This window comes from Terriglobales bacterium (assembly GCA_035624455.1).
Classification (GTDB): Bacteria; Acidobacteriota; Terriglobia; order Terriglobales; family Acidobacteriaceae; genus DASPRM01.
This window is the reverse complement of sequence record DASPRM010000154.1, coordinates 10,810-37,336: the sequence shown is the minus strand read 5'-3', so window position 1 is coordinate 37,336 and position 26,527 is coordinate 10,810. Positions and strand designations below refer to the sequence as shown.

The following is a 26,527-nucleotide window of genomic DNA, read 5'->3' as shown; positions in this document are numbered from 1 at the left end:
CACGGCAGCGGAGATGGTGGCCTGATGAACGTCTAAGCCGATATACTTCTCTTGACTCATTAAAGGCGCTCCTTTTTGCTAGGTTGGTGATGCGAACAATCACAACCTATCGCAAAGGTGGGCGCCTTTTTATATTGCGTGTGATGGGGAGTTTTCAGCATTTTGACCAATGGCTTCCTAGTTTCTTTCCCACAGCCTGAATGCTTCACTTCGGTTGTCCAGGTTGGCCATTGCCGTTTTTTGTGACCAGCACTATCCGAAAACGCGCCTGCCCAGCCATCATCTTCGCGTAGGCAGCGGCTGCTTGATCGAGTGGGACGGTCTCGATCATCGCCGACACCCCACTCAGGGCACTGAAACGAAGCGTTGTGTCAGCAGTGGCGGGGTTTCCCGTCAGCGAGCCTGCTACCTTGCGCTCTCCAAATATGAGATCCACGCTCTTGACCTCGATCGGCTCCGGTCCGACGCCGAGGTCAATGGAGACACCGCCGGGTCGAAGGCCCTTGAAGGTCTCAGCGATTGTTTTGCCTCCTGACGCCGTTATGACGATGACCTTGGCGCCGCCAAGCGCCTGCAAAGCGGCTGCGGGGTCAGTAGCGGCACTGTCAATGTAGTGGTGAGCCCCGAGCTTCTTGGCGAGCTCCGCAGTGCCGCTGCCGCGGGCAATCGCCGCCACTTCGAACCCCATATGCCGGGCGTATTGCACAGCCAGGTGACCAAGGCCGCCGATACCGAGCACAGCGACAAGATCACCTGCCTTTGCTGGCGCGTTTCGCAGGGCGTTGAACGTCGTGAGTCCCGCGCAAAGCAGCGGCGCAGCATCTGCCGACGACAGATCGTCAGGGATATGCACAAGCCCGGTGGCTTTCGCGATCATCACCTCGGCGTATCCGCCATCCGAATGAATACCCGTATATTCCTGGTTGCGACAGTTCACGAGATCGCCATTTCGACAGAATTCGCAATAACCGCAAGGGCCTCCAAGGAAGCCGACACCGACGCGCTGACCGACCGCCCAGCCCTGGACGCCAGAGCCAAGGGCATCGATCCGTCCGACCACTTCGTGCCCTGGGACGCGCGGCCAGCTGATTGGAAAGGAGGCTTCCACCGTGCCGGAATCCGAGTGGCAGACACCGCACGCCTCGATACGAATGCGCACTTGACCGGGGCCAGGATCGACCAGCGGTTTCATTACGGCTTCGAATTCTCCCGGTTTCGTTACTTGAATTGCTCTATACATTCCGCTCATATCGCCTCCTTTATGGCGAGCCATTCGGGTTTGCTCGATCGAGCCCGCACCTTCGCTGGGGAATCGGAGATCCCAATCAACGCACGCATGGCTGCTCCTCCTCGCCACAGAAAATGCAATACGCTGTCCAAATCGAGGTCATCTGGCGCGATTTGTTTCAAAGCCTTGAGAAAACAAGAGATGCCATGAGTTCGAGCAGCGTCCAAGTGGACGGTGAGATGTCATCTGAGTTCGCTTGTGCCGTCACATGACAAAGAAATGGCGCCGGACGGGCGTGCCGTGCCCAGGCCAGAGAGGCAAATGCGGGAAGACAGTCGGGTGTCGTTAACAGGCGTTTGCGAGTCGGGGCGATGGCTGAAAACTTTGGTTCCTGTGCAAACGGATGCATCCGCTGAAGAGCTACTTGATCCCCCAGGAAGGGTAGCCTGAGACGGCGGGTGGCCCACCCTTTCGATCCCTGTCGTCAGACGGAGCCATATCTGATTCGGGTCACTGCCTCCGTGGAATGTCCACGGTGCGGAGAGATCGCGAATTGGCGTCGGATGATTCGTACTTGCATCCACGAGGAACCCCGCCTTTCGGCCGTCAGGGCCATGGCAACCGGCGCAGTCTCGGGAGATATAGAGTGCGCGGCCGCGCTCCGTACTGGCTGCTGTCGGTGCCGGGCGCGGCGGAACGACTATCGCTTGAGGCGATACTCCACTGAATGCCTTGGAGAATTGCTTGATCTGTGCGACGACCGCATCGATCTCACTGTCGCTCAACAGGTCGTGGAAGTAAGGCATTGCACTGGCTGGAAGGCCGTTCGCGATGACCTGCCTCAGGTCGTCGTCGGTCGGCGGCTGCCCGGCTGGAGTCGATTTGTATTTGAACAACCCGAGCGTGAAATCGCGCGGCCTAGGAATCAGGGACGGGGCTGCGGGTCCGTTCCCGCGCCCGTCAGGTCCGTGGCACACGGCGCATCTCTGAGCGTAGACGCGTGCGCTTTTCGCCCTGGGGCAGGTAGCAGCGGCAGCCGCGGCGGATGCTGCCGCCGGCACAAATACGTTGAGCGCTCTGATTGTTTCCAAGGCCGTCGCCGCCATCGGAACCGTCGGCGGCTTCGCCCCATCCGACTTCGCCAATGTTGGAGTCGCCACCGCGCTGAGTGGCGCCTCGCGGGTGCGCGTTGCCGTGGACCTGTCCGCGCTGCTGCTTCTCGGCGCGCTGAAACAACAATTTGGCACCGATATCACACCCTACGCTTCGGCGACCGGCACGGCCGTACTGTCGAGCGCTGATTTACCCGGGTTGCTGGCCAATCGCATTGACGCGGCACCCGGGGCTTCAGGCGTGCAGGAACTGAAAGAGTGGATGGCTCTTCTCTCGTACTTGGATACTAGTCTTGGGGGGAGCATCACCTCGGAGTATTTTTCTACGCCGAACTTTCTCCAGTTTGGCAGCTTTGGCACAGCGGTCCAGGTGCGCAACGCGAGTTATCCGCTTACAAATATCGGGCAGCTAACAGCTACGCTGGGGAACCTGCAGAACGCTCCCTAGACTTGGACTCTTCTGATTGCGTCGCTGACCATCACCGGCGAGGTTCACCGTCTAGTTGGCGACCGGCGGGTGGAGTGGGCTCAACTTCACATTGAACACCGCAGTGTACACGGACCCGGGGAACACATTTTGTGCCGGTTGCCTGGACTTCGTGTACCAGGTGATTAACAGTAATACCTCGACAGACAATGTAGGGCGCGTAACGGCATTCAACTTCGCAAACCCGAGCGGCTGGCAGGTGGATGCCGGTTATTCAAGTGCTGGCGAACCTGACGGAGGTGGCACGGCCTTCCCCACCGGAACGGATGCACCTGGATTCGTGGACCGGAATACTCCGGGTACGGTTGGGTTCCAGTTTTCCAGTACCCCGTTTTCAAGTGCGATCCCACCGGGAGACACTTCCGCCGTGCTGGTAATCGAGACGGACGCCACAAACTTCACTAGTGGCATCGCAAGCATCATTGATGGAAGTAGTGCCAACGTCGCTGCGTTCGAGCCGACGGCGGCCGTCCCCGAACCCTCCAGCCTGCTGCTGCTAGGCAGCGGCTTGCTTGGGGCGGCGGGGATGATTCGCCGCAAGCTGAAAGTGTAGAGCGGGTTGTACGTTCTAAAGCAGCCGCCTTCGGGCGGCTGTTTTCATTTCGAGAACGTTAAGTGGGACGAACCAGCTCTATGCGGATTCATCACTATGGAGTCGCGTGTTCTCCGCCGGTACCCACTGCGCGCTCCGCAATCCGCGCACCGCGAGGATGAGCGAGAACAGGCCAGTCATGCCGAGAGCAAACAGCGTCCAGACAAAGAAGAAGGCCCACCCTGTCCTCGCGAAGTCGCTTCGGACAATGCTTCCCCGTCCCCATCCCAATATTACGTGGATGACGGGCATCGCCAAGGCAATGGCCGAGCCGACCAGCATGATGATGTGTCCCGATCGCCGTTCGGCGAGCAGTAGCGTTCCCCACAGCCAGCCGACGAGGATCGGCACGCCGACGATGAGCGCCGTGCCCCTTGCCTCGGCCGTGCCAGCCCTGGCGTAGCTGGCGTGAAGGGTGTCCTGCGTCAGGTGAAACGTCATCAACAGGATCGAAAGCAGCGACGTGCTGGTTAACATCAGTTTGCGCTTCATGTGATGTCGTCCTCGTTTTCATGTGTGTGTGTGTGCTTCTCACTGAGGAGGGCCGCCCGGTCACGCTCGGGTTCGCTGATCAGCAGATGCACGTGCTCGGGCATGACCACATAGGCATTCAGGTAGAAGCCGTACCAGTGCCTTACCCGCTCCAGGGTCTTCTCAAACAGTTCCCGCGCCGACGCTGTGGCCAAGTAGGACGCGCGATGAAAGCAGGTGAAGGTGATGTAGTGCAGGTGACGCGTGTGTTGATAACGGAGCAGTCCGGCAGACATGACGGGACAGGCTAGCTTTGTTCGTGCGGGTCTGTCAGTGACATTGCACGTATCCCACCCTTCGCCAAAAGCGGGCGAAAGGGTGGGCCACCCACGGGATCGTGCGCATAGGAAAAGGTCCAGGCGGAAGAGGGACTCATGGCGCGACCAAAGAGGTTCTCAAGAGGCGGAGCATGCGCTTTGCGCCGTCCAGCGACCGCGATTTGCGATTTCCTTCCACCCACAAAGAGGCGTACCCGTGAACGCAGCATGACGCCAATTGGAAGCGCGCTGCAAGATCGGCCTCTGTCAGTGTGCGCCGATGTGCATTCGTCTGTATCAAGGCGTCGCGCAGTCGTTGCTGGGCCATTTGTCGTGCCTTCCGCAGGCGAGGCGATTTCTCATTCAGCAACTCGCTACGCCACATCACTTGGAAGTGTTCCGGCCAACGCATCGCAAATTGTATATACCCCAGCCCGGCCGCCTGGAGGTCATCGTCTGCCTCCTTAACGTTCTTCCAGTTCATGGCTTCCGTAAGCCGTTCGAAACCTTCGGCAGCGACTTCCGTCAGCAATCCAGTTATGTTCTCGAAGTGGTGAGCGGGCGCACCGTGCGAAACGCCTGCCCTCCGCGCACAGGCGCGCAGCGTCAGCCCTTCCACGCCGGACTCTCGGATGATCTCCTCCGCAGCCCTCAATAGCGCGGCACGGAGATTTCCGTGGTGATAGCCATTCCTCGTGGTTGCCGTTGATCCTGGCCGAAAAACACTCTTCATCCATTCCCAGCATAGCAAAAAATTGCGCATCAATCTAGACACTGTCTACATCGAAACAGCAAGAGGAGCAGAATATGGTCACGGTCAACTCCAGCATCAATGCGCACAAGATTCTCGTAGCCCCCATTGTTCTCGCTCTGATGTGGTACTTCCACAATTGGAGCACGGAAGCTTTTGTGTATCTCGCTTTGCACGGCACCTACTCGCTTTTGTGGTTGCTCAAACAGAGGTACTACCCCGACTCGCGCTTTTCTCAAAGGGTGCCTTTTTGGGTCGGCTTGCTGTTCATCTTCCTGCCCCTGGGAGGCTACTACCTGGCTCCCTACCTTCTGATCAGCCGTCACGTGACTTGGCCACCGTACTTCTTCGCAATGGTGCTCTTCATTTACATCGTGGGAATCTTCTTCCACTATGTCAGTGACGCACAGAAGTTCTTCACCTTGCGCGCGAGGAAGGGCTTGATCGAGGACGGACTCTTCACCCGCACCCGCAATCCCAATTATCTCGGCGAGATTCTGATCTACTTCTCCTACGCACTCATGTCCATGCACTGGATTCCATTCGTTGTCCTTGGCGCATGGATATCCGGGTTCTTTGTCCGCAATATGTTGACAAAAGACAAGAGTCTCTCCCGGCATGCCGGCTTCGCGGCATACAAAAGTCGAACCGGACTGCTCTTTCCCAAGCTGATTAGGCCCGCGATCAAAGCAGAGCCGTTGCCACGCTGACAAAACCCGGCCACCAGGGGCGACCCACCAGGGATTCACCACTCCCTATCTGAAGCTGGGATGGGGAGTGGCAGTATCAACAGTCATGACAGCATTCGGCTTGCGGCCACTTTCTACAGGAAGCGAGAGCTCAGGATCTCATAACGGAATTACTCCAGTTTTTCTGAGTTGAGGAGATGCGGGAGGGTGGCTAACTATTGATGACCTTTGGTCTAAGCGGTGGCCGGAGTTGCCGAAAATGGTAAGTCTCACCAGGAGAGATGAACGGTTTAGGTCATTCGTCTTTGAACGGATTAAGGACAAAGACTTTCCGCAAGATCGATTCAAGATAATCGAGAGGAATGCGACACAGAACTGTCCGCCGGTAGCCCGGGACTTTTGTCGCGCCGTACTCAACGAGGCGGCTCGCGTGAAACCAACCAACTAAATGACGAACTTGGTTCCTGAACGCCAGAGGAACATCCGTGGTCAACATGTAAGCCGCCGCCGCCTCACTCATACCGCAGCGCCTCAATGGGATCGAGCCGGGCTGCGCGAACAGCCGGAATCATGCCGCTGACTAGTCCTACCAGCGCCAGGATGGTGGTAGAGACCGCCACCGTGGATGGTGAAATGATCAGTCGAATGTCCCCCATTTCTCCATGCTGGGCCAGCGCGCTGTAAAAAGTGAGATTCCCCACGGAGAACGAAATGACGTAGGCGAGCGCAATCCCCAAAACTCCGCCCAGAAAGGTGATGGCCAGCGCTTCGCACAGGAACTGCACCAGGATGTCGAAGCGGCGCGCCCCCAAAGCCTTTTCCATACCGATCTCGCGCGTGCGCTGGGTCACGCTCACCAACATGATGTTCATCAGACCCACTCCGCCGATTCCCAGCGTCAGCGCGCCAATGAAGGCCAGCAGCACTTGCAGAGCCATGGTGATGATGTGAAATTGCGAGAGCTGCTCCATCAGCGTGAAGATTTGCAGCGCGCGCTTGTCGTCAGGACGGAACTTGTATTGCTCCGCCAGCGTTTTGCGAACCGACGTCTCCACAGCTCCGTAGTCGTAGCCGAGAAAGTCGAGCCAGATCATGTCTATGTAGTGGGTATCGCGAAAGTCGCTCAGCGTTGGAAACGGGATGTACACCACGCGGTTGATGTTGTTATCGCCCTCCTGCGGCCTGGGCTTCAGCACCCCGATCACTTCGTAAGGGATGCCGTTGATGCGAATCTTTTCTTCGAGCGCGAAGCGTCCGGAAAACAGCTTCTCCTTCGCTTCTGAGCTCAGCACGCACACACGCGCGCGCAGCTGCATATCCTCGGGGCCGTAAAAGCGGCCGAGATCCATCTGCAGATTCTGAATTTGTTGCAGATGAGGATTCCCTCCGTGGACCTCCCAGCTGTAAGAGCGTCCTTCGTAGCTGACCAAAGCGTTATAGAACGACTCCGGAGTAATACGGATGACCTGCGGCACATTGGCCACCACACGATCAATGTCGTCCTTGGTCAAGCGAATTCTCGTTCCCGCCTTATTTCCTCCCGCCTGCATGGACGTGCGTCCACCCGCGATGCCCATCGCCTGCATGCTGGCGTATGCCTTGAAGATGCTGATGATGGCGGTAGAAAAACCTGTGCCGTAAGCCAGCAGCAGCACCACGGTGGCGATTCCCCAGGCCATGCCCAACATGGTGATCGCACTTCGCCGCCGGTTTTGCCGGAGCGATCCGTAGACTTCCGTGGCCAGGTCTTTCGCCTGGATCATCGCTTACTCCTGACGAAGCGCCTCTACCGGCGTGAGAAAAGCTGCGCGGCGGGCGGGATAGAGTCCGGCGACAATCCCCGCCGTCGCCAGGCTCACCATGGCCAGCGCAGCAGTCGCCGGATAAATATGCGGCAATTCGAATCCATCGATCGGTGGCGCAAGGCCAAACAGCCTGGTCGCGCCATAAGCCGCAAGCACGCCGATGGCGCCGCTGATCGCGGTAAGCATCAGCCCTTCAAAGAAGAACTGAAACAGGATGCTGCGGCGGGTGGCGCCCAATGCCTTGCGCAACCCGATCTCGCGCGTCCGCTCGGCGACCGACACCAGCATGATGTTGACCACTCCCAGCGCGCCAAGGGCGAGCGTCACCAGACCGACCGCCCCTAGAAACGTATCCATGGCATCGGAGATTTTGCCGATCATTTCCACGGTGGCGATGGAGTCCCAATCATCGAACGCATCCGGCATCTCGGGATCGAAGTTGTGATTTTTGGCGACGATGCGGCGCACAGCTCTCTTGGCCTCGTCGTGGCGCTCGCGTGTAATCGGCTGGTAGACGACGTACTTCACCGCGTTCTCGTTGCCCGCTCCCTGCATGGGGAAGTACATCAACATAGTGCTGTAAGGCATGATCAGGCGCATGTTCAGATCGGCGTTGTTTCCATGGCCGAGCTTCTGGATGGTGCCAATCACTTCAAACGGCACGCCATTAATAAGGATCCGGCTGCCTACCGCCGGGTGGCCGGGGAACAGTATGCGCACGAATTCGCTGCCGATCACGCACACGTTGTGATGCTGGCGCTCGTCGTCCCAATTGAGCCAGCGCCCCTGATCGATCGTTTGCCGGCGAATGTCATAGAACTGCGGCTCCGACCCATCCACGTAACCGTTGCTGTTGCCATACTCGCTCACCAGCCGCAGGTCGCCGCGATAAATGATGGGCGCGGCATTCCGCACGTGCGGCGAATTGCGAATGTCCACATAATCCTGGTAGTTCAGGTAGTACTGGCGGGACGAAAGCTGGCTGCCGGCGACCGCCGGCACTCGCCCGTTATAGATGTGCATGTAGTCTTCGCCAAAATTCGCCAGGTTCTTCTTGGTTCCGGCGCGAAAACCTTCTCCCAGTCCAACCAGCAGCAGCAGCGAGCCAACGCCCCAGGCAATCCCAAACATGGTGAGAAAGGCGCGCAGTTTGTGTGCCGAGATGGCACGCAGCACCTGGCTGAAGGTGTCCGCAAATCGTCTCATAACCCTGGCTACGAATCTCGACCAGACACAGTTCCCAAGCTACCGCTGCCACCGCACGATCACGCTGGTGATCGCGGTCACAAATGGGAACTCTGGCTACGCTTCCACCATAGCCCTCTCGACGCAATCTGCTCGTGATGTTTTTCACAGCCTGTCACAGCAGATGCGGTATTCAGCCCGATTTGGGAAGGTTGGGTAGTAATAGCGGGATTTCTGCTGGCGAAATTCCGAGGACTGCAACGACGTGAGAGCTACCGAAGGACCTTTCGTTTTGCTTTGGCATCACCAGAAGGGCGAAGCCCGACGAGGGACCAGCAGTTCGCCTGCTGACTGTCCCAATCACCTTATGGCCCGACTGCAAAATGCCGCGCTCAGTCCGCACCACAATGGGAGATAGACAATCGAGGCTGTGAGCAGGCGGCGTGCGGCGGTCCTTGACCGCTGAATCCCGAATTCCAATCCAAAGTACAGGAAGCCTTCACTTAGCAGCACTGCTGCACAATAAAAGATCGTCGCATGCCGTGTTGGGGATTGCAGGATGCTGATAGGCACGAGGGCAAGGAGTGGCAATAAAGTTTGCAGCATCACGAAAGGAACTCTCCCATTTCCCCTGGGCAGAACCAAATATCCTGCCCGGTCGTAGTCCTCGCGGTACATCCATGCAATTGCCATGAAGTGCGGGAACTGCCACAGGAAGAGCATCGCGTAGAGTGTCCATGCCTCGGTAGTCAATCGACCCGACGCCGCGGCCCAACCGATCAGCGGGGGCATGGCGCCTGGAAACGCGCCGACGAGAACGCACAACGGTGTCTTTCGTTTCAGCGGCGTGTACACGAACAGATAGGTCAGCAACGTGAGCACCGCCAGCACGCTAGCGAGCAGGTTAACGGCTGTGGCGAGATAGATGCCGCCAGCCAATGCCAATGCAGTTCCGAAGGCCAGGACGGCCGCGGGTGTGAGACGGCCGGCTGCGGCCGGGCGCCGCGCAGTGCGGCGCATTTGCGCGTCATACTTTCGTTCGATGTATTGGTTTAGTGTCCCTGTCCCACTTGCCACCAGCAACGTTCCAAACAGAGTGTTGAACAACGCTGGGAATGCAAACGGTCGTGCTACGCTTCCGCAACCCAGAAAGAAGCCGACACCGGTCGTAATCAAGATCAGGAAATTGACTTCTGGTTTCGTGAGTGCCCAGTAGTCAGACAGGAGAGAGGAAAAATGACGGCCTGCGACTACAGGCTGGTCGAGCGCCGTAACAAGAGGCTCGCTGGACATTCAGACAGTCTCCATCCTCTGCCGAGCGGTGAGTGGCGCCGCACTGCCAACCGGACGCTGCTGGGCGATCCAGTTCTGTTGCGATCTCTGGGGCGAAAGCAAACGTGCTGTGATAATTCCGCCGACGATGAAGTAGATGACCGTAACTACAGTCCACATGAGTGCGCCTGCGAATTGCTGATCCTCGAGCGGGAAAAGTCCGAACGGGTGTGAAGCGGATTGGTAACCGGGGTACACCACGCGATCGCAGAACACGAGAAAACCGGAAAGAGTGTCGCACGGCAATGTAGCGAGGAAGAGATACACCACCACCCACCACTTTGGCTCTTTAAGAGTTGGCCAGGGCTGCACGACAGGCCACCAGAAAAGCAAGCCAGTTACCAGGAACGATGCTTTCATGATGGCATGCCAGGTTGGCGATTCCATTCCCACTGCAAGCAATGCGGGAATGTGCCAACCAACTAGTGTCCCAGTGGCGCCCAGCCAGCAAACTGCCGGATGGGTAATCGCCTTTCCAAATCGTTGCATCGAGGGCCGGAGGAGCAGTGCAGCCATGCCCTCCCGAACACTTCTCGGCAGGCCTTGCACAAAAGCCATCAGAGGTTCACCGAGCCAGATAAGGGGGGCGGCGAAGGTCATCAACAGGAGGTGCTGAATCATGTGGGCTGTCAGCAATTTATGAACGAAGCCCGCCACGGGTGAAGCAACCGCAACCCAGATCAGGATAAGCCCAAGGAGAAAACTCGCAGCGCGCCATGCCGGAATAACGACGGAACGAAGCTGCAGCCAGCCACGCGCGTACAGTGCTGCCGTGAGAACGAGGATCAACAAGATCCCGTATGGCTGAGACGCGACGTGATGGGCATGCGCCATAGACTCGCAACCCTACTTTTGAGCGACAGGGCGGTTCTGACGCTCTTCTCCTATCACCAGTTGTCTTGATGCATCGCGCGCGGGAGCCTGCGTCGCCGGATGCAAGGTCTCGAGGAACGCCACCAGGGCCGTAGTCTCTGCCGGACTCAAATTGTTTCCGTAGGCCGGCATATTGCCGCCGCCTTGAATCACCTGACGAATGAGTTGGTCCTGAGTGAGGCGGACCGCAACACTATCCAGAGCCGGTCCCCTTTCTCCGCCGATATTGCCGAGAGAGTGGCAGTTGCGGCATTGCTTAACCTGAAACACGAGCGCACCCTGCCGCTCGAGCGCAGTTGTGTGATGTATGTACCGGTCGGGTACCGGATCACCGCTCCAGGCACTCATGTGCGGACTCCAGGGCGTGAACTGAGCCAGGCGAGTAAAGGTGCCGAGCGTAATAGCGGTCATCAGCACGGTAACAACCGCAATCGGCCGGCGTTTCCAGCTTTTTTCTCCCTCTCCGGAAAGGAACGGCAAAAGAATCAATCCGATGATTACTAAGACCGGGCCGATAAGAAGAAAAGGCGTCTCAAGCGATGGCGGAAGGAGAGAAAGCAGAGCGTAAAGCCACAGGAAAAAGTAATCCGGTTTGGGCGCGGTCTGGATGATTGTCGGATCGGGCTGCCCAGTCGGTCCGAATGGGCCAAAGTAGAAAGCGCAAACGGCGATTGCCAGGATAATAAACGCCGCGAAAAACATATCCTTCCAGATGGCGTAGGGAACGAAGGGCGCGCCATCCTTGTGGGTCAGCGCATGATATTGGGCATCATAGGTGGCTCGCCTTACGATGCGTCCAGGCATTGGCCATTCGTTTATGCCCAGCTTCAGAACCAGCAGGAGATGAAGACTGACGAACGCGATCAGTAATCCGGGAAGTACGAAGACGTGCATCGTAAAGAATCGGGAGAGGGTCGCGCCGGCGATAATCGGCCCGCCCAACATCAGTTTCACAGTTGCAGGACCGATAATTGGAACGCGGCTGGCGATCGAGGCTCCAATCCCCAAGCCCCAGTAAGCGTCCTGATCGAAGCGCATAACTTGACCCGTGAACGCCATGCCGAGAGTCATCAATAAGAGAAAGACTCCGATGATCCAGGTCAGTTCGCGGGGATATTTGTGGGCTCCGAAGAGAAACACCTGCACCATATGAATGAGGACAATCGCCACCATGAAGTTGGAGCCCCATCCATGTATGGCGCGGATAAACCAGCCAAGCGCAACCTGATGATTCAGGGCCTGCAGGCTGCTCCATGCTTCGCTGCCCGAGGGCACATATACCAGCGCAAGCAGAATCCCAGTCACGATTTGCACAATGAACACGGTGAACGCTGCGCTGCCAAAGACGTAGAACCAGCTGGCCGTACTTCGTGGCACAGGATGTTCGGCGGCTTCGCGAATCGGGGCCGCGAGCTGCAAGCGGTGCTCGAACCATTCGCCAATTTTCCTGATCACGCGCATGTTGCCTTCTCCCTGGAGCCACTCGCCAACGGCTCCCCGGGGGTCGGTAACTGCCCGGCCTGAATCGTGAGCACGCCGTTTTCGATTCTGTACGGATACTGGAAGAGGCCACGCTCCGGCGGGCCTGACGCACGCGAGCCGTCGCGATAGTAGGCGCCGCCATGGCAAGGACACATGAACAGGCCGGATTGAGGAAACCAGCGGACCGGACAACCGAGATGAGCGCAGTTGATCGCAAACACCTGGAATCGCTCGCCCGCGATACGCCGCACCCAGCACGCGGTGTTTACCGTCTTTCCATCGGTCGGCATGACGAAGGGATTGCGAAAAGCGGCAAACCGCGTCTCTCCTTCCGGAAAGTTGCTGACCTGTCCGAGCGGCACCCACGAGAGATACCCATTTGCGCGACTATCAGTAACGGAAGAAAAAAGAAAGCGCACAACTGGCACAGCCAGGACTATCGCAGCGAGTCCGTTGAACAGGATTCCCAGTTTCATAAGAAACCCGCGCCGGGAAACGGGAGGTTCAGGGGAGGGGGCCATCACAGGCGCAACTGACATGTTCAGTTCTCCTCGCGCGGCGCATAGTTCGAAGCGGAATATGGCTGCCCAGGATTCTGCACGCGCCGGGATGCCAGCCAGGCAACCACATCCGTGATTTCCGGATCGGTCATGGGCCTACCGGGAACATTTCTTCGCCAGTCGGGCGCGCCCAATTCCGGTCTGCCCGTGATCACGATCGTGCGCAGTCCCTGATCGCTGACCAGCGCCAGGAATGAATCATTCGTAATGGCGCTCCCTTTAGGCGTGCCTCCGCCCTCAGGGCCATGGCAAGATGCGCAATAGGTTCCAAAAACGAGTTTGCCGCGTTCGATATTGCCCGCGGTTTTTGCCGCGTATGAGGGTGGATTGGCTCCGGTGAGAACTCCTTTGCGCCCCCAGCGCGAAAATATTCCCCTCGTAATCACATCAATCTGTGGGTCGGTCAGCATGCCTCCAGAACGCTGGGCAAACGCGGGCATAGAAGTTCCACGAACTCCATTAGCAACAGTTTTACGCAGTTCGTTTTCGTCGATGATGCCGAGGTACACAGGATCGGCAAGTGCGAGTGAGGCTCCTCCCCGTCCGTCCGCGCCGTGGCAGCCGGCACAGTTCTCTGCATAGAGAGTGCCGAAATCCAGAACCTCGTTGGGCGCCAGCGGCTCCGAACCCTTCTGCGGTTGGCCATGTGGAGTGCTGCAAGCCGAGAGCAGAATGAGGGGCAGGACTGCGAATCGAGATAAATATCGGATCCGCTTCATCGGCGCTCCTCCCCGCCTTCACGTGGTGCAATGATTCCGGGAGCTTCGATTCCGGCGCGTAGAGCAAACGACACATTCTCGGCGGTAGGAATGCTCTTCTGGCGCATAACTACCAGGCCGGCCACGATTCCGAAGGCCATTTGCGAGGCCACGAACCAGAACCAATCAATATGGCTCGCGAGCAACGGATTCAGCAGTCCGAGGATGGAGTAAAGCAGACCCGACCACAACACCGGGCCGAGCAATCCCCCAAGGACAATGGGACGGCGCGGGAACATGGGAAGCATCGCGCCGTACAGCAAGCCGACAAGAATAGAGACCAGGCCGTGCAGAACAAAAGCAATCGCGAAAGCATCGGCATGAAAGGAATAGAGCTGTGCAGGCCCGAGCCTGAGGGATTGCCGATACACAACGGCGGCTAGCAGATTTATGGGATACCAGATACTGCCGGCCTTAAAAACGCCGTAAGCACAGGCCAATACCGCCATCGCGACGCTGCCTGCGATGCCTCCTTTAACACCCGCCGAAACCGGATAGGTGTGGACTGGAAGCCAGGCTCGCACTTGATCCGGCACAACTGGAATCCGTTCCACGACCTGCCGATCGGTGGTCAGGCGAATATCTTCTGGAAGCACTTTGACAGTTTCTTCCTGCTGATGCGGAAAGACCGCGCGAAACCATCCGATGCAGCCCGCCAGCGCCAGCACTGCGCCGAGAATGCTGACTGATACGCTGGTCACCAGGCCTGCGAATAGCAAGGCCGCGCCGACAGCCAACATAAAAGGCCAGGCTGTTGGCGCCGGCACCTCGATCATGCGGGGAGTCCCGGGAGTATCGTTCAGTTCCTCTGTTGGCAATAGCGTCGCCATCTCTACTCAGCGTCCGACTACGTAAACTACGGTGAAAACCACAACCCATACGGCATCGACGAAATGCCAGTACATCGAGAGCACTTCGACGCGGCCAGATTGCTTAATCCCCACACGGCCAGCGAACCCAAAGACCGCGACAATCAAGAGCATGATCAGACCCACGGTGACGTGAAAAGCATGCAAACCGACGAGCGAATAGTAAGTCGTTCCAAACAGATTGGTCGAAATCGTCAGTCCGTGTTCATAGATCAATCGGTGCCATTCGTGCGCCGTGCCATAGAGGAACAATCCGCCGAGTGTAATGGTGAGCAGCCATAATCCAAGGAATGCGAATCCAATGCCGCGTGCCAGAAACTTCGCGGCCAAGTGAATAGTCAAGCTGCTGGACAACAGGCAAATTGTGTAGAAGATCGGCGTCTCCAGAACCTCTCGCGGTGTCGGCCCCGTCAAACTTTTTCCCAGGTAGAAGAGATAGGCAACCACGAAGATGGTGAAGATCGCGGATTCGGCGATGATGAGACTGGCCATCGCCACCTTCCCCCGATCCGGAAGTCGCCAGGTTGCCGGGGTTTCGGGAAATGCAGTCGTCACCGCGCTCATTGCTTTGATCCTCTACTCATAGCGACTATCGGGATCTTCAGGATGCTTTCGGTCCCACAAGGGACGGCGGCTGGCGACGGTAGGAACCGTCGCAAAGTTATACGCAGGGGGCGGTGAACTGGTGGACCATTCCAGTGTCCATGCGTCCCACGGGTCGTTACCGGCCTGGGCGCCCTTGAAATAGGAAATTACGAGGTTTGCTACAAAGACGAGAATCGCGACTGCCTGAATGAACGCGCCGATCGAAATGACGAGGTTCAAGGTGTCCCAACCTCGGCCTGGCTCGTAGGTGTAGATCCGGCGTGGCATGCCAAGGAGTCCCGGGATGTGCATAACCGTAAATGTCAGGTGAAACCCAATCAGGAAAAGCCAGAAATGCCATTTGCCCAGCCGTTCACTCAGCATCCGGCCCGTCATTTTCGGGTACCAGTAATAGCACGCACCGAAGACAGCAAACAGAATTCCGCCCACGATCACGTAATGAAAGTGCGCTACGACGAAATAGGACAGGCTCAGCTGCCAATCGAAGGGCACAGCCGCTTGCATAATGCCGGTCAGACCGGCGATTAAGAACTGAAACAGAAAGGCCAGGCAGAACAGCATTGGTACCTTGAACTGAATCCTTCCGCCCCACATCGTGCCAATCCAGTTGAAGATCTTAATTCCGGTGGGAATGCCGACAGCCATGGTCGTGATCGCGAAGAAGCTATTGGCATAGGAGTTCATTCCGACCGTAAACATATGGTGCGCCCAGACACTCATGCTTACGAAGGCGATGCACACGGTTGCGGCCACCATCACCGGATATCCAAAGATAGGTTTACGTGAAAAGACCGGAATGATTTCCGACAAGAAAGCAAAAGCGGGAATGACGAGAACGTAAACCTCCGGGTGGCCGAAGATCCAGAAGAAGTGCATCCAGAGCACGGCCGATCCGCCAGCCTGGGCATCGAAGAAATGGGCTCCCAGGTAACGATCGATGAGCAGCATGATCTGTGCCGCCGTCAGCGGTGAAATCGCCAGTAGAACCATGCCCGACATGACCAGGTAGAGCCATGCCAGCAGCGGCATACGGCCGAGTTTCATGCCCGGGCATCGCATACAGAGAACGGTTGCGATGATATTGATTGCCGTTCCAATGCTTCCAAAGCCGGAAACCAGGAGCGCCACAGTCCAATAGTCTGAGCTATGCCCCAGTGAAAACGCTCGTGCGGTCAAAGGTGCGTACGCCCACCAGCCCACATCCGGTGCATTTCCTGCGCCGTATAGACCGCTTCCCCCAAGAAAACTGAAGTACAGAAGCAGTCCACCCAGGAACGACAGCCAGAAACTGAAAGCATTCAGGCGGGGGAACGCCATGTCGCGTGCGCCAATCATCAGCGGGACCAGATAGTTTCCAAATCCGAACAGGATGGGCATAGCGAAAAAGAAGATCATCGTTGTCCCATGCATGGTGAACATTCGGTTGAAAACTTGTGGCGAAACGAAGTTGTTGTGCGAATGCGTCAGCTGAATGCGAATAATGATGGCTTCGAGTCCACCGAATGCGAGAAACATCAGAGAGGAGAGGATGTAGAGAATTCCCAGCCGCTTGTGATCGACCGTGGTCAGCCACTGATGAAGCTCGTCGACCCAGGGTCTGCCTTCGATCGGGGCGGAAATGGTGATCGCGTCCGAGGACATAGTTATTTACCGGAGCCTTTTAGCGCAGCGTCTCCATGTAACGCACGACCGCATCCAGATCCGCATCGCTCAGCCTCATGGCGGGCATCAGCGAGCCTGGTTTGATTGCACGGGGGTTCTGGATCCAAAGACGGAGATTGTTGTGAGTGTTTTCCGCGGCGCCCGCTGCAATCGTGGCGCGGCTCATCAAATGGGTCAGATCAGGGCCAAAGCGTCCGTCCGCTGAAGTGCCGGCCACGGCATGGCAATTCATGCAGGCATTGCTTTCAAATACCCGCCTGCCGGCGATGGCGCCTGCGTCTTCGATTGCGGGTTTCTGCTGGGCGCGCACCCAGGCGTCAAAATCCGCCGGTCCATCCACCGAGACCCGCAGCAGCATCTTGGCATGCTGTGTTCCGCAGTACTGCGCACACTGGCCAAGAAAGACGCCTGTGCGCTGCGGATCCATCCAAGTTCTGTTGGGGTGGTTGGGAATGAGGTCCGTTTTGCCGGCAAGTTCCGGCACCCAGAAGCTGTGGTCGGTATCGGCCGAAAGCATCTGCAGAAACGTTGGCGTGGGATGACTGGGGTCGCTCACCGGAATGTGCAACTCGTTCGCCGTGACGATCCCGAGCTTGGGATAGCGAAACTCCCACCAGTATTGATGGCCGATCACGGTGACGTCTACCGCGCCCGGCGGTTCTGGAGCATCCTGAATCGCGTGGATGACACGCGCCGTAGCTAGAAACAGAACGACCACAATCAAAATGGGAATGACTGTCCAGGCGAGCTCAATCTGGTTGCTTCCGTACACCTGGGCCGGCTCGCGGCTGGGATCCGTCTTGCGTCCACGAAACTTAACGATCGAGTAGACCAGTAACCCAAAAACGACGGCAAAAATGATTCCGGTAATGACAAGCACAAAGACAGAGAAGTCACTGATTGATTTGGCTGGGCTTGAGGCGGGAGCGAAGATATTGGTGCCGGTCGCAGACGAACCTGTTGACCAGCTTGCCCACCCCGCTGTAGCAGACCACAACAGAAGAAGAACCGTCCCCGCAACCATCCCTAGCTTCGGCGATTGCATGCTTGGCATCAACCTTTCTCTTCTTCTTCCGTTCTCCTCAAATTTCACTGCGGAAGTACCCGCCGCTCTACTCCTGCTCCACAAGGTCAGTTTCCAAAGCCGTCTGCCCCGTTCCCTCTCTTCCGCGTTTGTACTTGCATCTCCGGCCGACTTCGTTCCCGCAACATCCATTTCCTGATGTAAGGTGAACAACGCACCACCATGATGCCCTTCGCTTCACACGCGTTGAGGAAGCGAACGGCTTCCACATCTATGAGGTCCAATTCCTCCAAATCCAAAACTTTTGGTGATTCGCAGAGGTCGATTTCGGCGCTGACCTGATCCAGATGCTCGGACCGAAACTTTCCACTCAATCGAATCCGCGCTCGGGCCCGTTCAATCTTGAGCGTCATGAATTGCGACTCCCAAGTGCAGCCATGGGAATGCAAGACAATGCCCACTCAGAATTAGCTGAAAAGGTGGTACTTAGACGTGCCGACGATGCTCGGTTTTGAGCAAATGCTGTTTAGTGAGCAAATGCACCGGGATTGCCGGCTGGTATACGCTCACGGCATCGGGGCGAAGCCCCATCGGGCGCATGTGAACTTGCTGGGCTTCAGTCGTGTCGAACGTTTTGTGAGCAGCTTGTGAGCAGCGGCGGAAGCTTTCTTTATTTCGATCGGCCGATCTTGGGGGCCGCTCAGCAGTTCAACTCTACCGCCCAATTCGGCGGCAGTGTAGTGCAACACAAAATGCCTTTCACTGCTCCTCGTATGACCAGAGCAGCCCGCCATCGACAACAAGCGTCGTGCCGGTCATGTAATCCGAGTCGGAGGAAGCCAAGAACGCAGCGACGCCAGCCACGTCTCCGGGACTCCCGAGCCGCTTCAGCGGAATATTTTCGAGCAGCGGCTTCAGCTTCGCCGGATCGTTTAGCAGCGCCCTGTTGATCGGCGTTTCAATCGCACCGGGTGCAATGTTGTTGATCGTAATGCCGTATGGCGCCAGCTCGATTGCCAGATCGCGGGTCAGCATTTTCAGCCCGCCCTTGCTCGCGCAGTAGGTTGCGAAATGCGGAAACGGCAACTCTTCGTGTACTGAACTGATATTGATGATCTTCCCCGGCTTCCTCGCGGCCATCCAATGCCGCACCACCGCTTGCGTCGTGAAGAATACCCCTTTAAGGTTCACGTTGAGCACCAGGTCATAGTCCTGCTCCGTCACGTCCCAGAAGTCGGCACGTCGTTCCAGGCCGGCGTTGTTCACCAGGATATCGGCCGTTCCGAAGCGCTCGAGGACCGTAGCAACGAAGTTCTGTATTTGCGCGGTGTCACTGACATCAGCCTGCAACGCCAGCAGTTTGCGTCCGGGCGCCGCTCCGCCAGCATCGCCGGTGATAGCGGTGATGACTTCTTCGGCGCCACTGCGATTACTGCGATAACAGAAAGCGATGTCGGCGCCTTCAGCCGCTAAGCGCAGCACGATGGCACGCCCGATCCCCTGGTCACCGCCGGTGATGATGGCAACCTTGCCTGCCAGTCGGTCAGTTGCGACGGGTCTTGGTAATGTTTGTGTTGCGCTCACTGGTTCCTCCTGGTTCGCGTGCTATGCGGCTCTACGCGGGCCGCCTTTCCAGGTGTCCGCCGATGGCAGCTGCGATTCACGCCGCAGAAGAACGAGACCCCAACCCGTGGCCCGCGATTTCCGCCACCCTACGAGCGGCATCGAGGCCACTGAAGATCCCCACAACTCTGGCGCTGCCATCGGCTGCGACTACCGGCATGATGTCCATGTTGCTGCGGAGAAACTCTGCGAATGCGGCAAGCACGGCGTCGGTTTCCCTGACATTGGGTGGTGCTTGCCGCATGAAATCGCGAACTGGCGTGTCAAAGGGTAAACCTCGGCCCAGCGCGCGGAAAAGCTCCCGGCGGCTGCAGTATCCCTTCAAGATTTCACCTTCTGTCACTGGGAATGCTGCCTCCCCGCCCTGAAATTTCTCCACGGTCTTGGCCAATGGGAGCTCGAGCGGCAAGGTCTGAACGGAACTAGTCATGACGTCGGCAACAGTGAGAGCCCCCAGGGCGGGGTTGCTGGCCACCATGGTTGTGAACCGTCCGTAGGCCCGGCTGGCGAACAACGACTCCTCCAGGTCTTTCTGCAGCGCTCCAAGAGACTCAGCGAGGTCGGTGAAATCCGCGCGGTCGAGAACAACCAAGTCCAATGGCGTTTCCGCTTTGACCGACGCTGGCTGTGTGGGGTGGTCCACGCCTTCAAGAAACGCCATCTCCCCGAAATGGTCTCCCTTAGTCCAGGTGACAAGAGGAGTTCCGGCAGCCTCATCCATGTAAAGCCCGGCACTGCCGGCTTTGACCACAAAAAAGGCCGTGCCCGGGTCACCTTTGCGAAAAACAAAATCGCCTGCGGCATAGTGGACCTGCTTGAATCGCTGCTGTTGCATTACCGGCACTTGCACGATGTTGGGCTTGAAAAACAGACCCCAGGTCCAATCCAAGACCACGTTGAGCTTGCGGCTCAATGTGGGAATCTTCATCAGGTACACGGTTCTCCACAACAACCAGGCGACCAGACCGGAGAATTTCAGCCCATAGACTTCAGCCACTCCGTTATGGTGGCCGATAGTAGCCAATAGCCCTTGCGGGCGGAAGTGGAACGGCCTCGTTGCCCCTCTGCGTTGGACCCGAACCAGGTTGGCGGCCAGTTGCTTCGCTTGGCGCAGTGCAAATTGCGCTGTAGGGGGAGAGATCTGTGCATTCCACGCATTGGGAACCGCCGCACAGTCGCCAAACGCCCACACGTTGCCCGTGCCGGTTACCCGCATGTCGGGCTCGGTCTTCAACCTGCCCCGCTCCAGCGGAAGGCCGATTTTCTTGATGAGGGCGACCGGCGTCGTCCCCACTGCGCAAATGGTTAGGCCCGCTTCTATCCGCTCTCCTGTCCCCAACGTGACATATCGCGCCGTAACCTCTTTCACGTCCGTATTCAGTCTCACGTCGAGGCCATTTTGGCGGACTTTTCGCAAGGCAAACTCCGAAAGAGAATCGTGTTGAAATTCTGGGACAATTCGCGCCCCGCGTTGCACAAGCACCATCCGTGGCTCAATGTGGCGCAAATCCGGATAATAGGACTTGACATTGCGCATCAGGTCGAACAGATGACCCGCCGCTTCCACTCCCGTGAAGCCCCCGCCGACCACCACAATCGTGAGCAGTCGTTGTCTCTCGGCGTCTTCGGGTTCCACTGCTGCCTGCTCAAAACGCGCGATGACTTCGTTGCCCAAAACCATACCGTCGCTCACTGTCCTGAGCGTGTAAGCATGAGCCGCCATGCCGGGAATAATGTCGAGATTTACGTCTGAGCCACAGGCGAGGACCAGGTGAGCGTAGGAGAGCCTCGAACTCTTGCCATCCGGGCGGATGTACTCGACCTCGTTATTCTTCAGATCGACGCTGGTTACGGTGGCCGTTAACCAGTTGGCCCGGGGAGCCACCTGCCGGCCTGGCACTACCACGTCGAGCCCGGAAAGAGAGCGGCCTGCCACCTCCGCAAGCAGCGGAGTAAAGACCATGTGGTTTTCACTGCTGATGACTACCACTTCGACCTCACGCCCAACCCGACGATTGAGGTTCTCCGCCAGAGTCAAGCCTGCGAAACCCCCGCCTACGATGATGACTCTAGCCTCTCCCATAGTCGCAACCTCCTCTACCGCGCTTACGCAACCTTCGGCGCCAGCGGTGTTGGACACACCGCGCGCGCTTACTTCCTTGCCAGTTGCTCTTTGGCAGCACCAACCACATGTTCCGGCTCAAACCCGAACTTCCTTTGTAATTCCTTGAGCGGCGCCGAAGCTCCGAAGGTGTGCATGCCAATCACACGACCAGAGTTGCCAACGTATCGTTCCCAGCCGAAGGTGGACGCCTGCTCCACGGCCACGCGCGCTGTGACATTCGGTGGCAACACGCTTTCCCGGTAGGCTTGGGGTTGGTGTTCGAAAATGTCCCATGAGGGCATCGATACCACGCGTGAACGAATGCCTTCGGCGAGCAGATTCTCGTGGGCCTGCACTGCAAGACTGACCTCGCTGCCCGAAGCGATAATGATCACCTCGGGGTTTCCGCCGGGGCAATCTGCGAGCACATAGGCCCCCAGCGCGACGCCTGATGCGGGCGCATATTTACTGCGATCGAGTGTGGGCAGGGGTTGCCGCGACAGCGCCAGTACCGCGGGCTGATGGCGCAGTTGAATGACATAGCGGTATGCCTCTACTACCTCGTTAGCATCGCCGGGGCGCAAGGTGACCAGCCCCGGAATCGCACGCAAGGATGCAAGCTGCTCGACCGGTTGGTGGGTAGGACCGTCCTCGCCATCACCCATCGCGTCATGGGTGAAGACGAAAAGAGAGGGCAACTCCATGAGCGCGGCTAACCGGATCGCCGGCCGGGCGTAATCGCTGAATATGAAGAAAGTCGCCCCAAAAGCCCGAAGCTTCGATAGCGAGAGTCCGTTGACGATGGCCGCCATCGCGTGCTCGCGAATACCGAAGTGCAGGTTTTTCCCTGCCGGACTGTCGGCTTGAAAGTCCCCCGCGCCAGGGAAGGTAAGGGTGGTCTTGTTCGATGGACCGAGATCCGCGGACCCACCCAGAAACCACGGTATGTTCTGTGCAAGTACGTTTAACACCTTGCTCGAGGCATCCCGGCCCGCAAGTCCTTTCGGGTCGGCCGGAAATACAGGAAGGTTACGATCCCACCCTGCTGGAAGCTCGCGCCGCTGCAGCAGGTCGATTTCTGTGGCCAGGTCAGGGTACTTCGCCCGGTAGGCGTCGAAAAGCTGCAGCCACTGGCGCCGGGTATCGGCGCCGCGGGTGCCAATGCCTGCTGCGAAGTGCTCGTACACTCCTTCGGGAACGAAAAACTTTGCCTGCTCGGGCCACCCGTAGCTGCGTTTGGCCAGCCGGATCTCCTCATCTCCCAGCGGCTCTCCGTGAGCAGCGGCAGTGTCCTGCTTGTGTGGCGCACCGTACCCGATATGGCTGTCCAGAACAATGAATGTCGGACGACCCTTCGTCTTCCGGAAAATGCCGAGGGCGTTTTCAATGCGCTCGAGATCATTGGCATCGCCGACGCGCAGGACGTTCCACCCGTACCCCAGGAATCGTGTCTCCACGTCCTCAGTGAACGCCAGGCGCGTGCTGCCTTCGATCGTGATGTGATTGTTATCGTAGACCCAGCAGAGATTGTCGAGGCCGAGGTGCCCGGCCAGCGATGCAGCTTCTGACGAAACGCCCTCCATCAAGCAGCCATCGCCGCAAACGGCATAAATGTTGTAGTCGAAGATCTCAAAGCCTGGGCGGTTGAAGTGCTGGGCGAGCCACTTCTCTGCGATCGCCATGCCAACGCTTGTGGCTACACCCTGACCGAGGGGACCGGTCGTGGTCTCCACACCGGACACCCAATGGTATTCGGGGTGGCCCGGAGCCTTGCTGTCAAGCTGGCGGAAACGACGGATATCGTCGAGCGTAACCGAAGCCTTGCCCACCGTCTCATAGTTCTCATTGAGAGCCTGGACATCAGTGAGATGGAGAACAGACCACAGCAACATCGACGCATGACCATTTGACAGTACGAAACGATCACGGTTGGGCCAGATCGGATTCTGTGGATCGAAGCGGAGAACGCGATTCCAGATCGTATATACGAGCGGCGCAAGTGCCATGGGCGTGCCGGGATGTCCCGAGTTGGCCTGCTGCACAGCATCCATTGAGAGCGTGCGAATCGTGTTGACGCATAGCTGATCGAGCTGTGCAGGGCTCAAATTGTCAACAATGGCTAGCGCGGTACTCATGACTGCCTCCTTGGCATATGTTCACCGATCTTCAGGTTGCCCCTGCCATAGCAGATTGCATCGCTTCAGCAACTGAGAGCGAGCGACCAGAACCGAATTCCCGGAGAAGCCGGGCGACCAACGCGGTCCACCCGGTCTGGTGGCTGGCACCGCATCCCCGGCCGGTGTCTCCGTGGAAGTATTCATTGAAGAGGATGAGGTCGCGCCAATGCGGGTCGGTGGCAAAGCGCGCCTGCCCGCCGTGGCATGGGCGATAGCCGTGGCGGTCGGGAAGGAAGAGCTGAACCAGGCGCCCGGAAAGCTCGGACGCAGCTTGAGCGAGATTCATTCGGATGCCGGAGCCGGCAGGGACTTCCACAGTAAGACTGTCACCATAAAAATGGTGGTACCGTTGAAGGGCTTCGACCAGCAGATAGTTGACTGGAAACCACACCGGGCCGCGCCAATTCGAGTTGCCACCAAAAATAGAAGTGGTGGATTCTCCCGGAGTGTAATCAACGCGGAGCTCGGCGTTGGCAGTGTGCATGATCAAGGGATGCTCGCGATGAACCGCCGAAAGAGACCTGATTCCATAAGGCGACAGGAATTCGTGCTCGTCGAAGACGTATTGCAGCACGCGTTCCAGCCGTTGGCGCGACGGAATGGCGAGCAATCTGCGCCCCCGGCCGTGGTCTTCTCCAGGTGTCGCATAGGCGATCTGGTCTCCGAGATCGGGCCGGTTCTTGAGGAACCAGTTCAGGCGCTGCTTGAAGCCGCTCAACTGGTCGATGACTCTGTCGTCCAGAACCGCAACGGCGAAAAGCGGAACCAGACCGACCATGGAACGGGCCCGAATTCGCAGCCCCTGGCCGCCAATGTCGAGGCCGTCGTAGTAGAAGCCATCCGCTGCGTCCCACAGCCCGGTCCCGCGAAAATTGTTTGTAGCATCAGCGATGGCGACAAAGTGTTCGAAGAACTTGGAAGCAATGTCCTCGTACGCTGGATTGTGAAGTGCCAATTCGAGCGACATGGCGAGCATGGTGAGGCAGTAGAAGGCCATCCATGCGGTGCCGTCGGCCTGGGCATAAGTGACACCTGGCGGTAGAGCCGCGGAGCGGTCAAAGATGCCGATGTTATCCAGCCCGAGAAAGCCACCGGAGAAAAGACTCTTTCCTGTATGGTCTTCACAGTTGACCCACCAGGTGAAGTTAAGCAGGAGCTTCTGTAGAGCGCGCTCAAGAAAGAGATGATCGCGTTGCTGGCCAGAGCCAGTCATCTTATAAATCCGCCAGCAGGCCCACGCGTGGACTGGTGGATTGACATCGTCAAACGCGTACTCGTAGGCAGGAAGTTGCCCGTTTGGATGCATGTACCACTCGCGCAGGAACAAGATCGCCTGTTGCTTGGCCAGTTCAAGATCTATCTCCGCCAGGGTCACCAGATGAAAGGCCAGGTCCCACGCAGCAAACCAAGGGAATTCCCACTTATCCGGAACCGAAAGGACATCGCGACAGTGCAGGTGCTGCCATCGACTGTTTCGACGTTGGCTGGGTTCGGCAGGAGGCGCCGGTTGCTTGGGGTCGCCGGCCAGCCAGTCAGAAATAACATATTCGTAGAACTGCTTGGACCACAACAGGCCGGCATAAGCCTGGCGAGCGACGCGCGCACTCTCGCCAGCGCTGGTGTTGACAAGCTTGGCAGCGTAGAACTCGTCGGCCTCACGAATACGAAGATCGAACATCTCATCGAAAGGCTGGCCTAAAGGCTGCATCGGCCCTTGGTCTGCGAAGTAGAGGCGCAGATCGACACGGAACTCGGCGCCCGGGGGGACCTCGCCGTGGTAGTGAACAGCAGCTTTCGTACCCCAGCCTTCGTGGTTCACGAGTTCGTGGTGCCCTCGGATGACATATTCGTGGAATGCATCCTTCACAAATGGAGTGGGATTCGGGGCGCCAAAAAGCCTGGCGAGATTGGTTTCGTTATCCGTAAAAAGGAGGACTGGATCATGGCCCGAAAAACCCGGGCCGGCGACCAGTAACATGCGCCCGAGCGACGCGTGCTCAGCTTCGAGAGTGTTGAGGCTCAGGCAGCGAAGGCGGGGTTGGCCTTGGAAATCCTCACCCGCACGACCCCATGACCACACGTTGCGGAACCATAGAGTGGGTAGCAGGTGAAGGACGGCTGGCTCAGGTCCGCGATTGCAGGCAGTAATGCGGATGAGAGTATCGTCTGGTCCGCCTTTGGCATATTCGACGAAAACATCGAAATAGCGGTTTTCATCGAAGATGCCGGTATCCAGTAGCTCGAACTCCGGATCCTGGGAACCGCGGTTATGGTTCTCCGCGACCAATCGGGCGTAAGGAAACTCGGCCTGCGGATATTTATAAAGCGCCTTCTGGTACGAGTGGGTAGGAGTTCCATCAAGGTAGAAATAACATTCCTTGACATCCTCACCGTGGTTACCCTCGCTGTTAGTCAGGCCGAACAGGCGTTCCTTGAGGATGGGATCCTTGCCATTCCAAAGAGCGACGGCGAAACAGAGGCGGCACTCGCGGTCGCACCATCCTAAGAGCCCATCTTCGCCCCAGCGGTAAGCGCGGCTGCGCGCGTGCTCGTGAGGAAAATAGTTCCAGGAGTCACCGTTAGCGGAGTAATCTTCGCGCACCGTGCCCCACTGGCGTTCCGGAAGATACGGTCCCCACCGCTTCCAGTTCTTCTCACGACGACTATCCTCGGCCAGGCGGATTGACTCGGCGAGGCCGTCTCCCGGCTGTGCTTCGTACCATTTCGTCGATGCGCCCCTACCCATTACCGTCATTTTTCAATTACCGCACAATGCCGGGGCCGCTATCACCCTGGCCTCTCCTCCGACACGCCGATGGT

The 26,527-nt window shown here is 57.9% G+C and carries 23 protein-coding genes; 3 read left to right on the top strand and 20 right to left on the bottom strand.

From position 1 onward, the window contains the following. Window positions 1-205: 205 nt before the first annotated feature. Entirely contained in the window at window positions 206-1,240 is a 1,035-nt protein-coding gene (locus VEG30_17550; protein ID HXZ81737.1) for an alcohol dehydrogenase catalytic domain-containing protein, read from the bottom strand. A gap of 1,056 nt (window positions 1,241-2,296) precedes the next feature. Between VEG30_17550 and VEG30_17545 the strand changes: the two genes are divergently transcribed. Together VEG30_17545 and VEG30_17540 are read left to right on the top strand one after the other, a co-directional pair. After that, complete coding sequence (locus VEG30_17545) at window positions 2,297-2,788, top strand: hypothetical protein (protein HXZ81736.1); 492 nt, start codon at window positions 2,297-2,299, stop codon at window positions 2,786-2,788. Between the two features lie 55 nt (window positions 2,789-2,843). Further along, window positions 2,844-3,380 (top strand): PEP-CTERM sorting domain-containing protein, encoded by a 537-nt coding sequence (locus VEG30_17540; GenBank protein HXZ81735.1) that lies wholly within the window; start codon window positions 2,844-2,846, stop codon window positions 3,378-3,380. Window positions 3,381-3,458: 78 nt separating this feature from the next. On the opposite strand, the gene VEG30_17535 is transcribed toward VEG30_17540, so the two are convergent. From VEG30_17535 to VEG30_17525, 3 genes are all read right to left on the bottom strand, one after another. Continuing rightward, a complete protein-coding gene (locus tag VEG30_17535; protein ID HXZ81734.1) occupies window positions 3,459-3,911 on the bottom strand; it encodes a hypothetical protein in 453 nt (150 codons plus the stop codon). Beyond that, on the bottom strand, window positions 3,908-4,186 hold the full coding sequence (locus VEG30_17530; GenBank protein ID HXZ81733.1) for a transposase: 279 nt from the start codon (window positions 4,184-4,186) through the stop codon (window positions 3,908-3,910). Before VEG30_17530 ends, VEG30_17535 begins: the two co-directional genes overlap by 4 nt. Window positions 4,187-4,322: 136 nt before the next feature. Further along, entirely contained in the window at window positions 4,323-4,940 is a 618-nt protein-coding gene (locus tag VEG30_17525; protein HXZ81732.1) for a TetR/AcrR family transcriptional regulator, read from the bottom strand. 74 nt (window positions 4,941-5,014) lie between these two features. Here VEG30_17525 and VEG30_17520 point away from each other — a divergent pair, with 74 nt between their 5' ends. Then, complete coding sequence (locus tag VEG30_17520; GenBank protein ID HXZ81731.1) at window positions 5,015-5,668, top strand: DUF1295 domain-containing protein; 654 nt, start codon at window positions 5,015-5,017, stop codon at window positions 5,666-5,668. 491 nt (window positions 5,669-6,159) lie between these two features. Here the strand turns inward: VEG30_17520 and VEG30_17515 are convergent, their stop codons facing one another. The 16 genes from VEG30_17515 to VEG30_17440 form a co-directional block, all read right to left on the bottom strand. Further along, window positions 6,160-7,410 (bottom strand): ABC transporter permease, encoded by a 1,251-nt coding sequence (locus VEG30_17515; GenBank protein HXZ81730.1) that lies wholly within the window; start codon window positions 7,408-7,410, stop codon window positions 6,160-6,162. Between the two features lie 3 nt (window positions 7,411-7,413). Next, the gene (locus VEG30_17510) at window positions 7,414-8,658 is read right to left on the bottom strand and encodes an ABC transporter permease (GenBank protein ID HXZ81729.1); all 1,245 of its coding nucleotides are present in this window, start codon (window positions 8,656-8,658) and stop codon (window positions 7,414-7,416) included. Window positions 8,659-8,997: 339 nt separating this feature from the next. After that, entirely contained in the window at window positions 8,998-9,930 is a 933-nt protein-coding gene (gene cyoE, locus VEG30_17505) for a heme o synthase (protein ID HXZ81728.1), read from the bottom strand. Beyond that, complete coding sequence (locus VEG30_17500) at window positions 9,931-10,803, bottom strand: cytochrome c oxidase assembly protein (protein ID HXZ81727.1); 873 nt, start codon at window positions 10,801-10,803, stop codon at window positions 9,931-9,933. Window positions 10,804-10,815: 12 nt separating this feature from the next. After that, complete coding sequence (locus VEG30_17495; GenBank protein HXZ81726.1) at window positions 10,816-12,303, bottom strand: cytochrome b N-terminal domain-containing protein; 1,488 nt, start codon at window positions 12,301-12,303, stop codon at window positions 10,816-10,818. After that, the gene (locus tag VEG30_17490; protein ID HXZ81725.1) at window positions 12,294-12,863 is read right to left on the bottom strand and encodes a Rieske (2Fe-2S) protein; all 570 of its coding nucleotides are present in this window, start codon (window positions 12,861-12,863) and stop codon (window positions 12,294-12,296) included. The genes VEG30_17495 and VEG30_17490 overlap by 10 nt, the downstream gene beginning before the upstream one ends. Window positions 12,864-12,865: 2 nt before the next feature. Then, window positions 12,866-13,603 carry a c-type cytochrome gene (locus VEG30_17485; GenBank protein ID HXZ81724.1) on the bottom strand — a complete coding sequence of 246 codons (738 nt, stop codon included), beginning with the start codon at window positions 13,601-13,603 and terminating at the stop codon, window positions 12,866-12,868. Then, complete coding sequence (locus VEG30_17480) at window positions 13,600-14,472, bottom strand: hypothetical protein (GenBank protein HXZ81723.1); 873 nt, start codon at window positions 14,470-14,472, stop codon at window positions 13,600-13,602. The genes VEG30_17485 and VEG30_17480 overlap by 4 nt, the downstream gene beginning before the upstream one ends. A 6-nt stretch (window positions 14,473-14,478) precedes the next feature. Then, entirely contained in the window at window positions 14,479-15,075 is a 597-nt protein-coding gene (locus tag VEG30_17475; protein HXZ81722.1) for a cytochrome c oxidase subunit 3, read from the bottom strand. Window positions 15,076-15,087: 12 nt separating this feature from the next. Next, window positions 15,088-16,758 carry a cytochrome c oxidase subunit I gene (ctaD, locus tag VEG30_17470; protein ID HXZ81721.1) on the bottom strand — a complete coding sequence of 557 codons (1,671 nt, stop codon included), beginning with the start codon at window positions 16,756-16,758 and terminating at the stop codon, window positions 15,088-15,090. A 19-nt stretch (window positions 16,759-16,777) separates the two neighbouring features. Then, window positions 16,778-17,833 carry a cytochrome c oxidase subunit II gene (gene coxB, locus VEG30_17465; GenBank protein ID HXZ81720.1) on the bottom strand — a complete coding sequence of 352 codons (1,056 nt, stop codon included), beginning with the start codon at window positions 17,831-17,833 and terminating at the stop codon, window positions 16,778-16,780. A 77-nt stretch (window positions 17,834-17,910) separates the two neighbouring features. Continuing rightward, complete coding sequence (locus tag VEG30_17460) at window positions 17,911-18,216, bottom strand: hypothetical protein (GenBank protein HXZ81719.1); 306 nt, start codon at window positions 18,214-18,216, stop codon at window positions 17,911-17,913. 346 nt (window positions 18,217-18,562) lie between these two features. Beyond that, the gene (locus VEG30_17455) at window positions 18,563-19,387 is read right to left on the bottom strand and encodes a glucose 1-dehydrogenase (GenBank protein HXZ81718.1); all 825 of its coding nucleotides are present in this window, start codon (window positions 19,385-19,387) and stop codon (window positions 18,563-18,565) included. Window positions 19,388-19,463: 76 nt separating this feature from the next. Then, complete coding sequence (locus tag VEG30_17450; GenBank protein HXZ81717.1) at window positions 19,464-21,509, bottom strand: FAD-dependent oxidoreductase; 2,046 nt, start codon at window positions 21,507-21,509, stop codon at window positions 19,464-19,466. Between the two features lie 68 nt (window positions 21,510-21,577). Beyond that, window positions 21,578-23,665 carry a transketolase gene (tkt, locus tag VEG30_17445; protein HXZ81716.1) on the bottom strand — a complete coding sequence of 696 codons (2,088 nt, stop codon included), beginning with the start codon at window positions 23,663-23,665 and terminating at the stop codon, window positions 21,578-21,580. Between the two features lie 31 nt (window positions 23,666-23,696). Next, window positions 23,697-26,453: a glucosidase gene (locus VEG30_17440; GenBank protein ID HXZ81715.1), complete on the bottom strand. Its 2,757-nt coding sequence runs from the start codon at window positions 26,451-26,453 to the stop codon at window positions 23,697-23,699. Window positions 26,454-26,527 lie beyond the last annotated feature (74 nt).

What these genes read in the sequence shown, in the direction of transcription:
- tkt (HXZ81716.1), bottom strand. Translation starts at nt 23,665, where the DNA reads ATGAGTACCGCGCTAGCCATTGTTGACAATTTGAGCCCTGCACAGCTC.
- VEG30_17550 (HXZ81737.1), bottom strand. Translation starts at nt 1,240, where the DNA reads ATGTATAGAGCAATTCAAGTAACGAAACCGGGAGAATTCGAAGCCGTA.
- coxB (HXZ81720.1), bottom strand. Translation starts at nt 17,833, where the DNA reads ATGCCAAGCATGCAATCGCCGAAGCTAGGGATGGTTGCGGGGACGGTT.
- VEG30_17485 (HXZ81724.1), bottom strand. Translation starts at nt 13,603, where the DNA reads ATGAAGCGGATCCGATATTTATCTCGATTCGCAGTCCTGCCCCTCATT.
- VEG30_17500 (HXZ81727.1), bottom strand. Translation starts at nt 10,803, where the DNA reads ATGGCGCATGCCCATCACGTCGCGTCTCAGCCATACGGGATCTTGTTG.
- VEG30_17450 (HXZ81717.1), bottom strand. Translation starts at nt 21,509, where the DNA reads ATGGGAGAGGCTAGAGTCATCATCGTAGGCGGGGGTTTCGCAGGCTTG.
- VEG30_17495 (HXZ81726.1), bottom strand. Translation starts at nt 12,303, where the DNA reads ATGCGCGTGATCAGGAAAATTGGCGAATGGTTCGAGCACCGCTTGCAG.
- VEG30_17535 (HXZ81734.1), bottom strand. Translation starts at nt 3,911, where the DNA reads ATGAAGCGCAAACTGATGTTAACCAGCACGTCGCTGCTTTCGATCCTG.
- VEG30_17440 (HXZ81715.1), bottom strand. Translation starts at nt 26,453, where the DNA reads ATGGGTAGGGGCGCATCGACGAAATGGTACGAAGCACAGCCGGGAGAC.
- VEG30_17475 (HXZ81722.1), bottom strand. Translation starts at nt 15,075, where the DNA reads ATGAGCGCGGTGACGACTGCATTTCCCGAAACCCCGGCAACCTGGCGA.
- VEG30_17480 (HXZ81723.1), bottom strand. Translation starts at nt 14,472, where the DNA reads ATGGCGACGCTATTGCCAACAGAGGAACTGAACGATACTCCCGGGACT.
- VEG30_17515 (HXZ81730.1), bottom strand. Translation starts at nt 7,410, where the DNA reads ATGATCCAGGCGAAAGACCTGGCCACGGAAGTCTACGGATCGCTCCGG.
- cyoE (HXZ81728.1), bottom strand. Translation starts at nt 9,930, where the DNA reads ATGTCCAGCGAGCCTCTTGTTACGGCGCTCGACCAGCCTGTAGTCGCA.
- ctaD (HXZ81721.1), bottom strand. Translation starts at nt 16,758, where the DNA reads ATGTCCTCGGACGCGATCACCATTTCCGCCCCGATCGAAGGCAGACCC.
- VEG30_17490 (HXZ81725.1), bottom strand. Translation starts at nt 12,863, where the DNA reads ATGTCAGTTGCGCCTGTGATGGCCCCCTCCCCTGAACCTCCCGTTTCC.
- VEG30_17520 (HXZ81731.1), top strand. Translation starts at nt 5,015, where the DNA reads ATGGTCACGGTCAACTCCAGCATCAATGCGCACAAGATTCTCGTAGCC.
- VEG30_17525 (HXZ81732.1), bottom strand. Translation starts at nt 4,940, where the DNA reads ATGAAGAGTGTTTTTCGGCCAGGATCAACGGCAACCACGAGGAATGGC.
- VEG30_17530 (HXZ81733.1), bottom strand. Translation starts at nt 4,186, where the DNA reads ATGTCTGCCGGACTGCTCCGTTATCAACACACGCGTCACCTGCACTAC.
- VEG30_17460 (HXZ81719.1), bottom strand. Translation starts at nt 18,216, where the DNA reads ATGACGCTCAAGATTGAACGGGCCCGAGCGCGGATTCGATTGAGTGGA.
- VEG30_17510 (HXZ81729.1), bottom strand. Translation starts at nt 8,658, where the DNA reads ATGAGACGATTTGCGGACACCTTCAGCCAGGTGCTGCGTGCCATCTCG.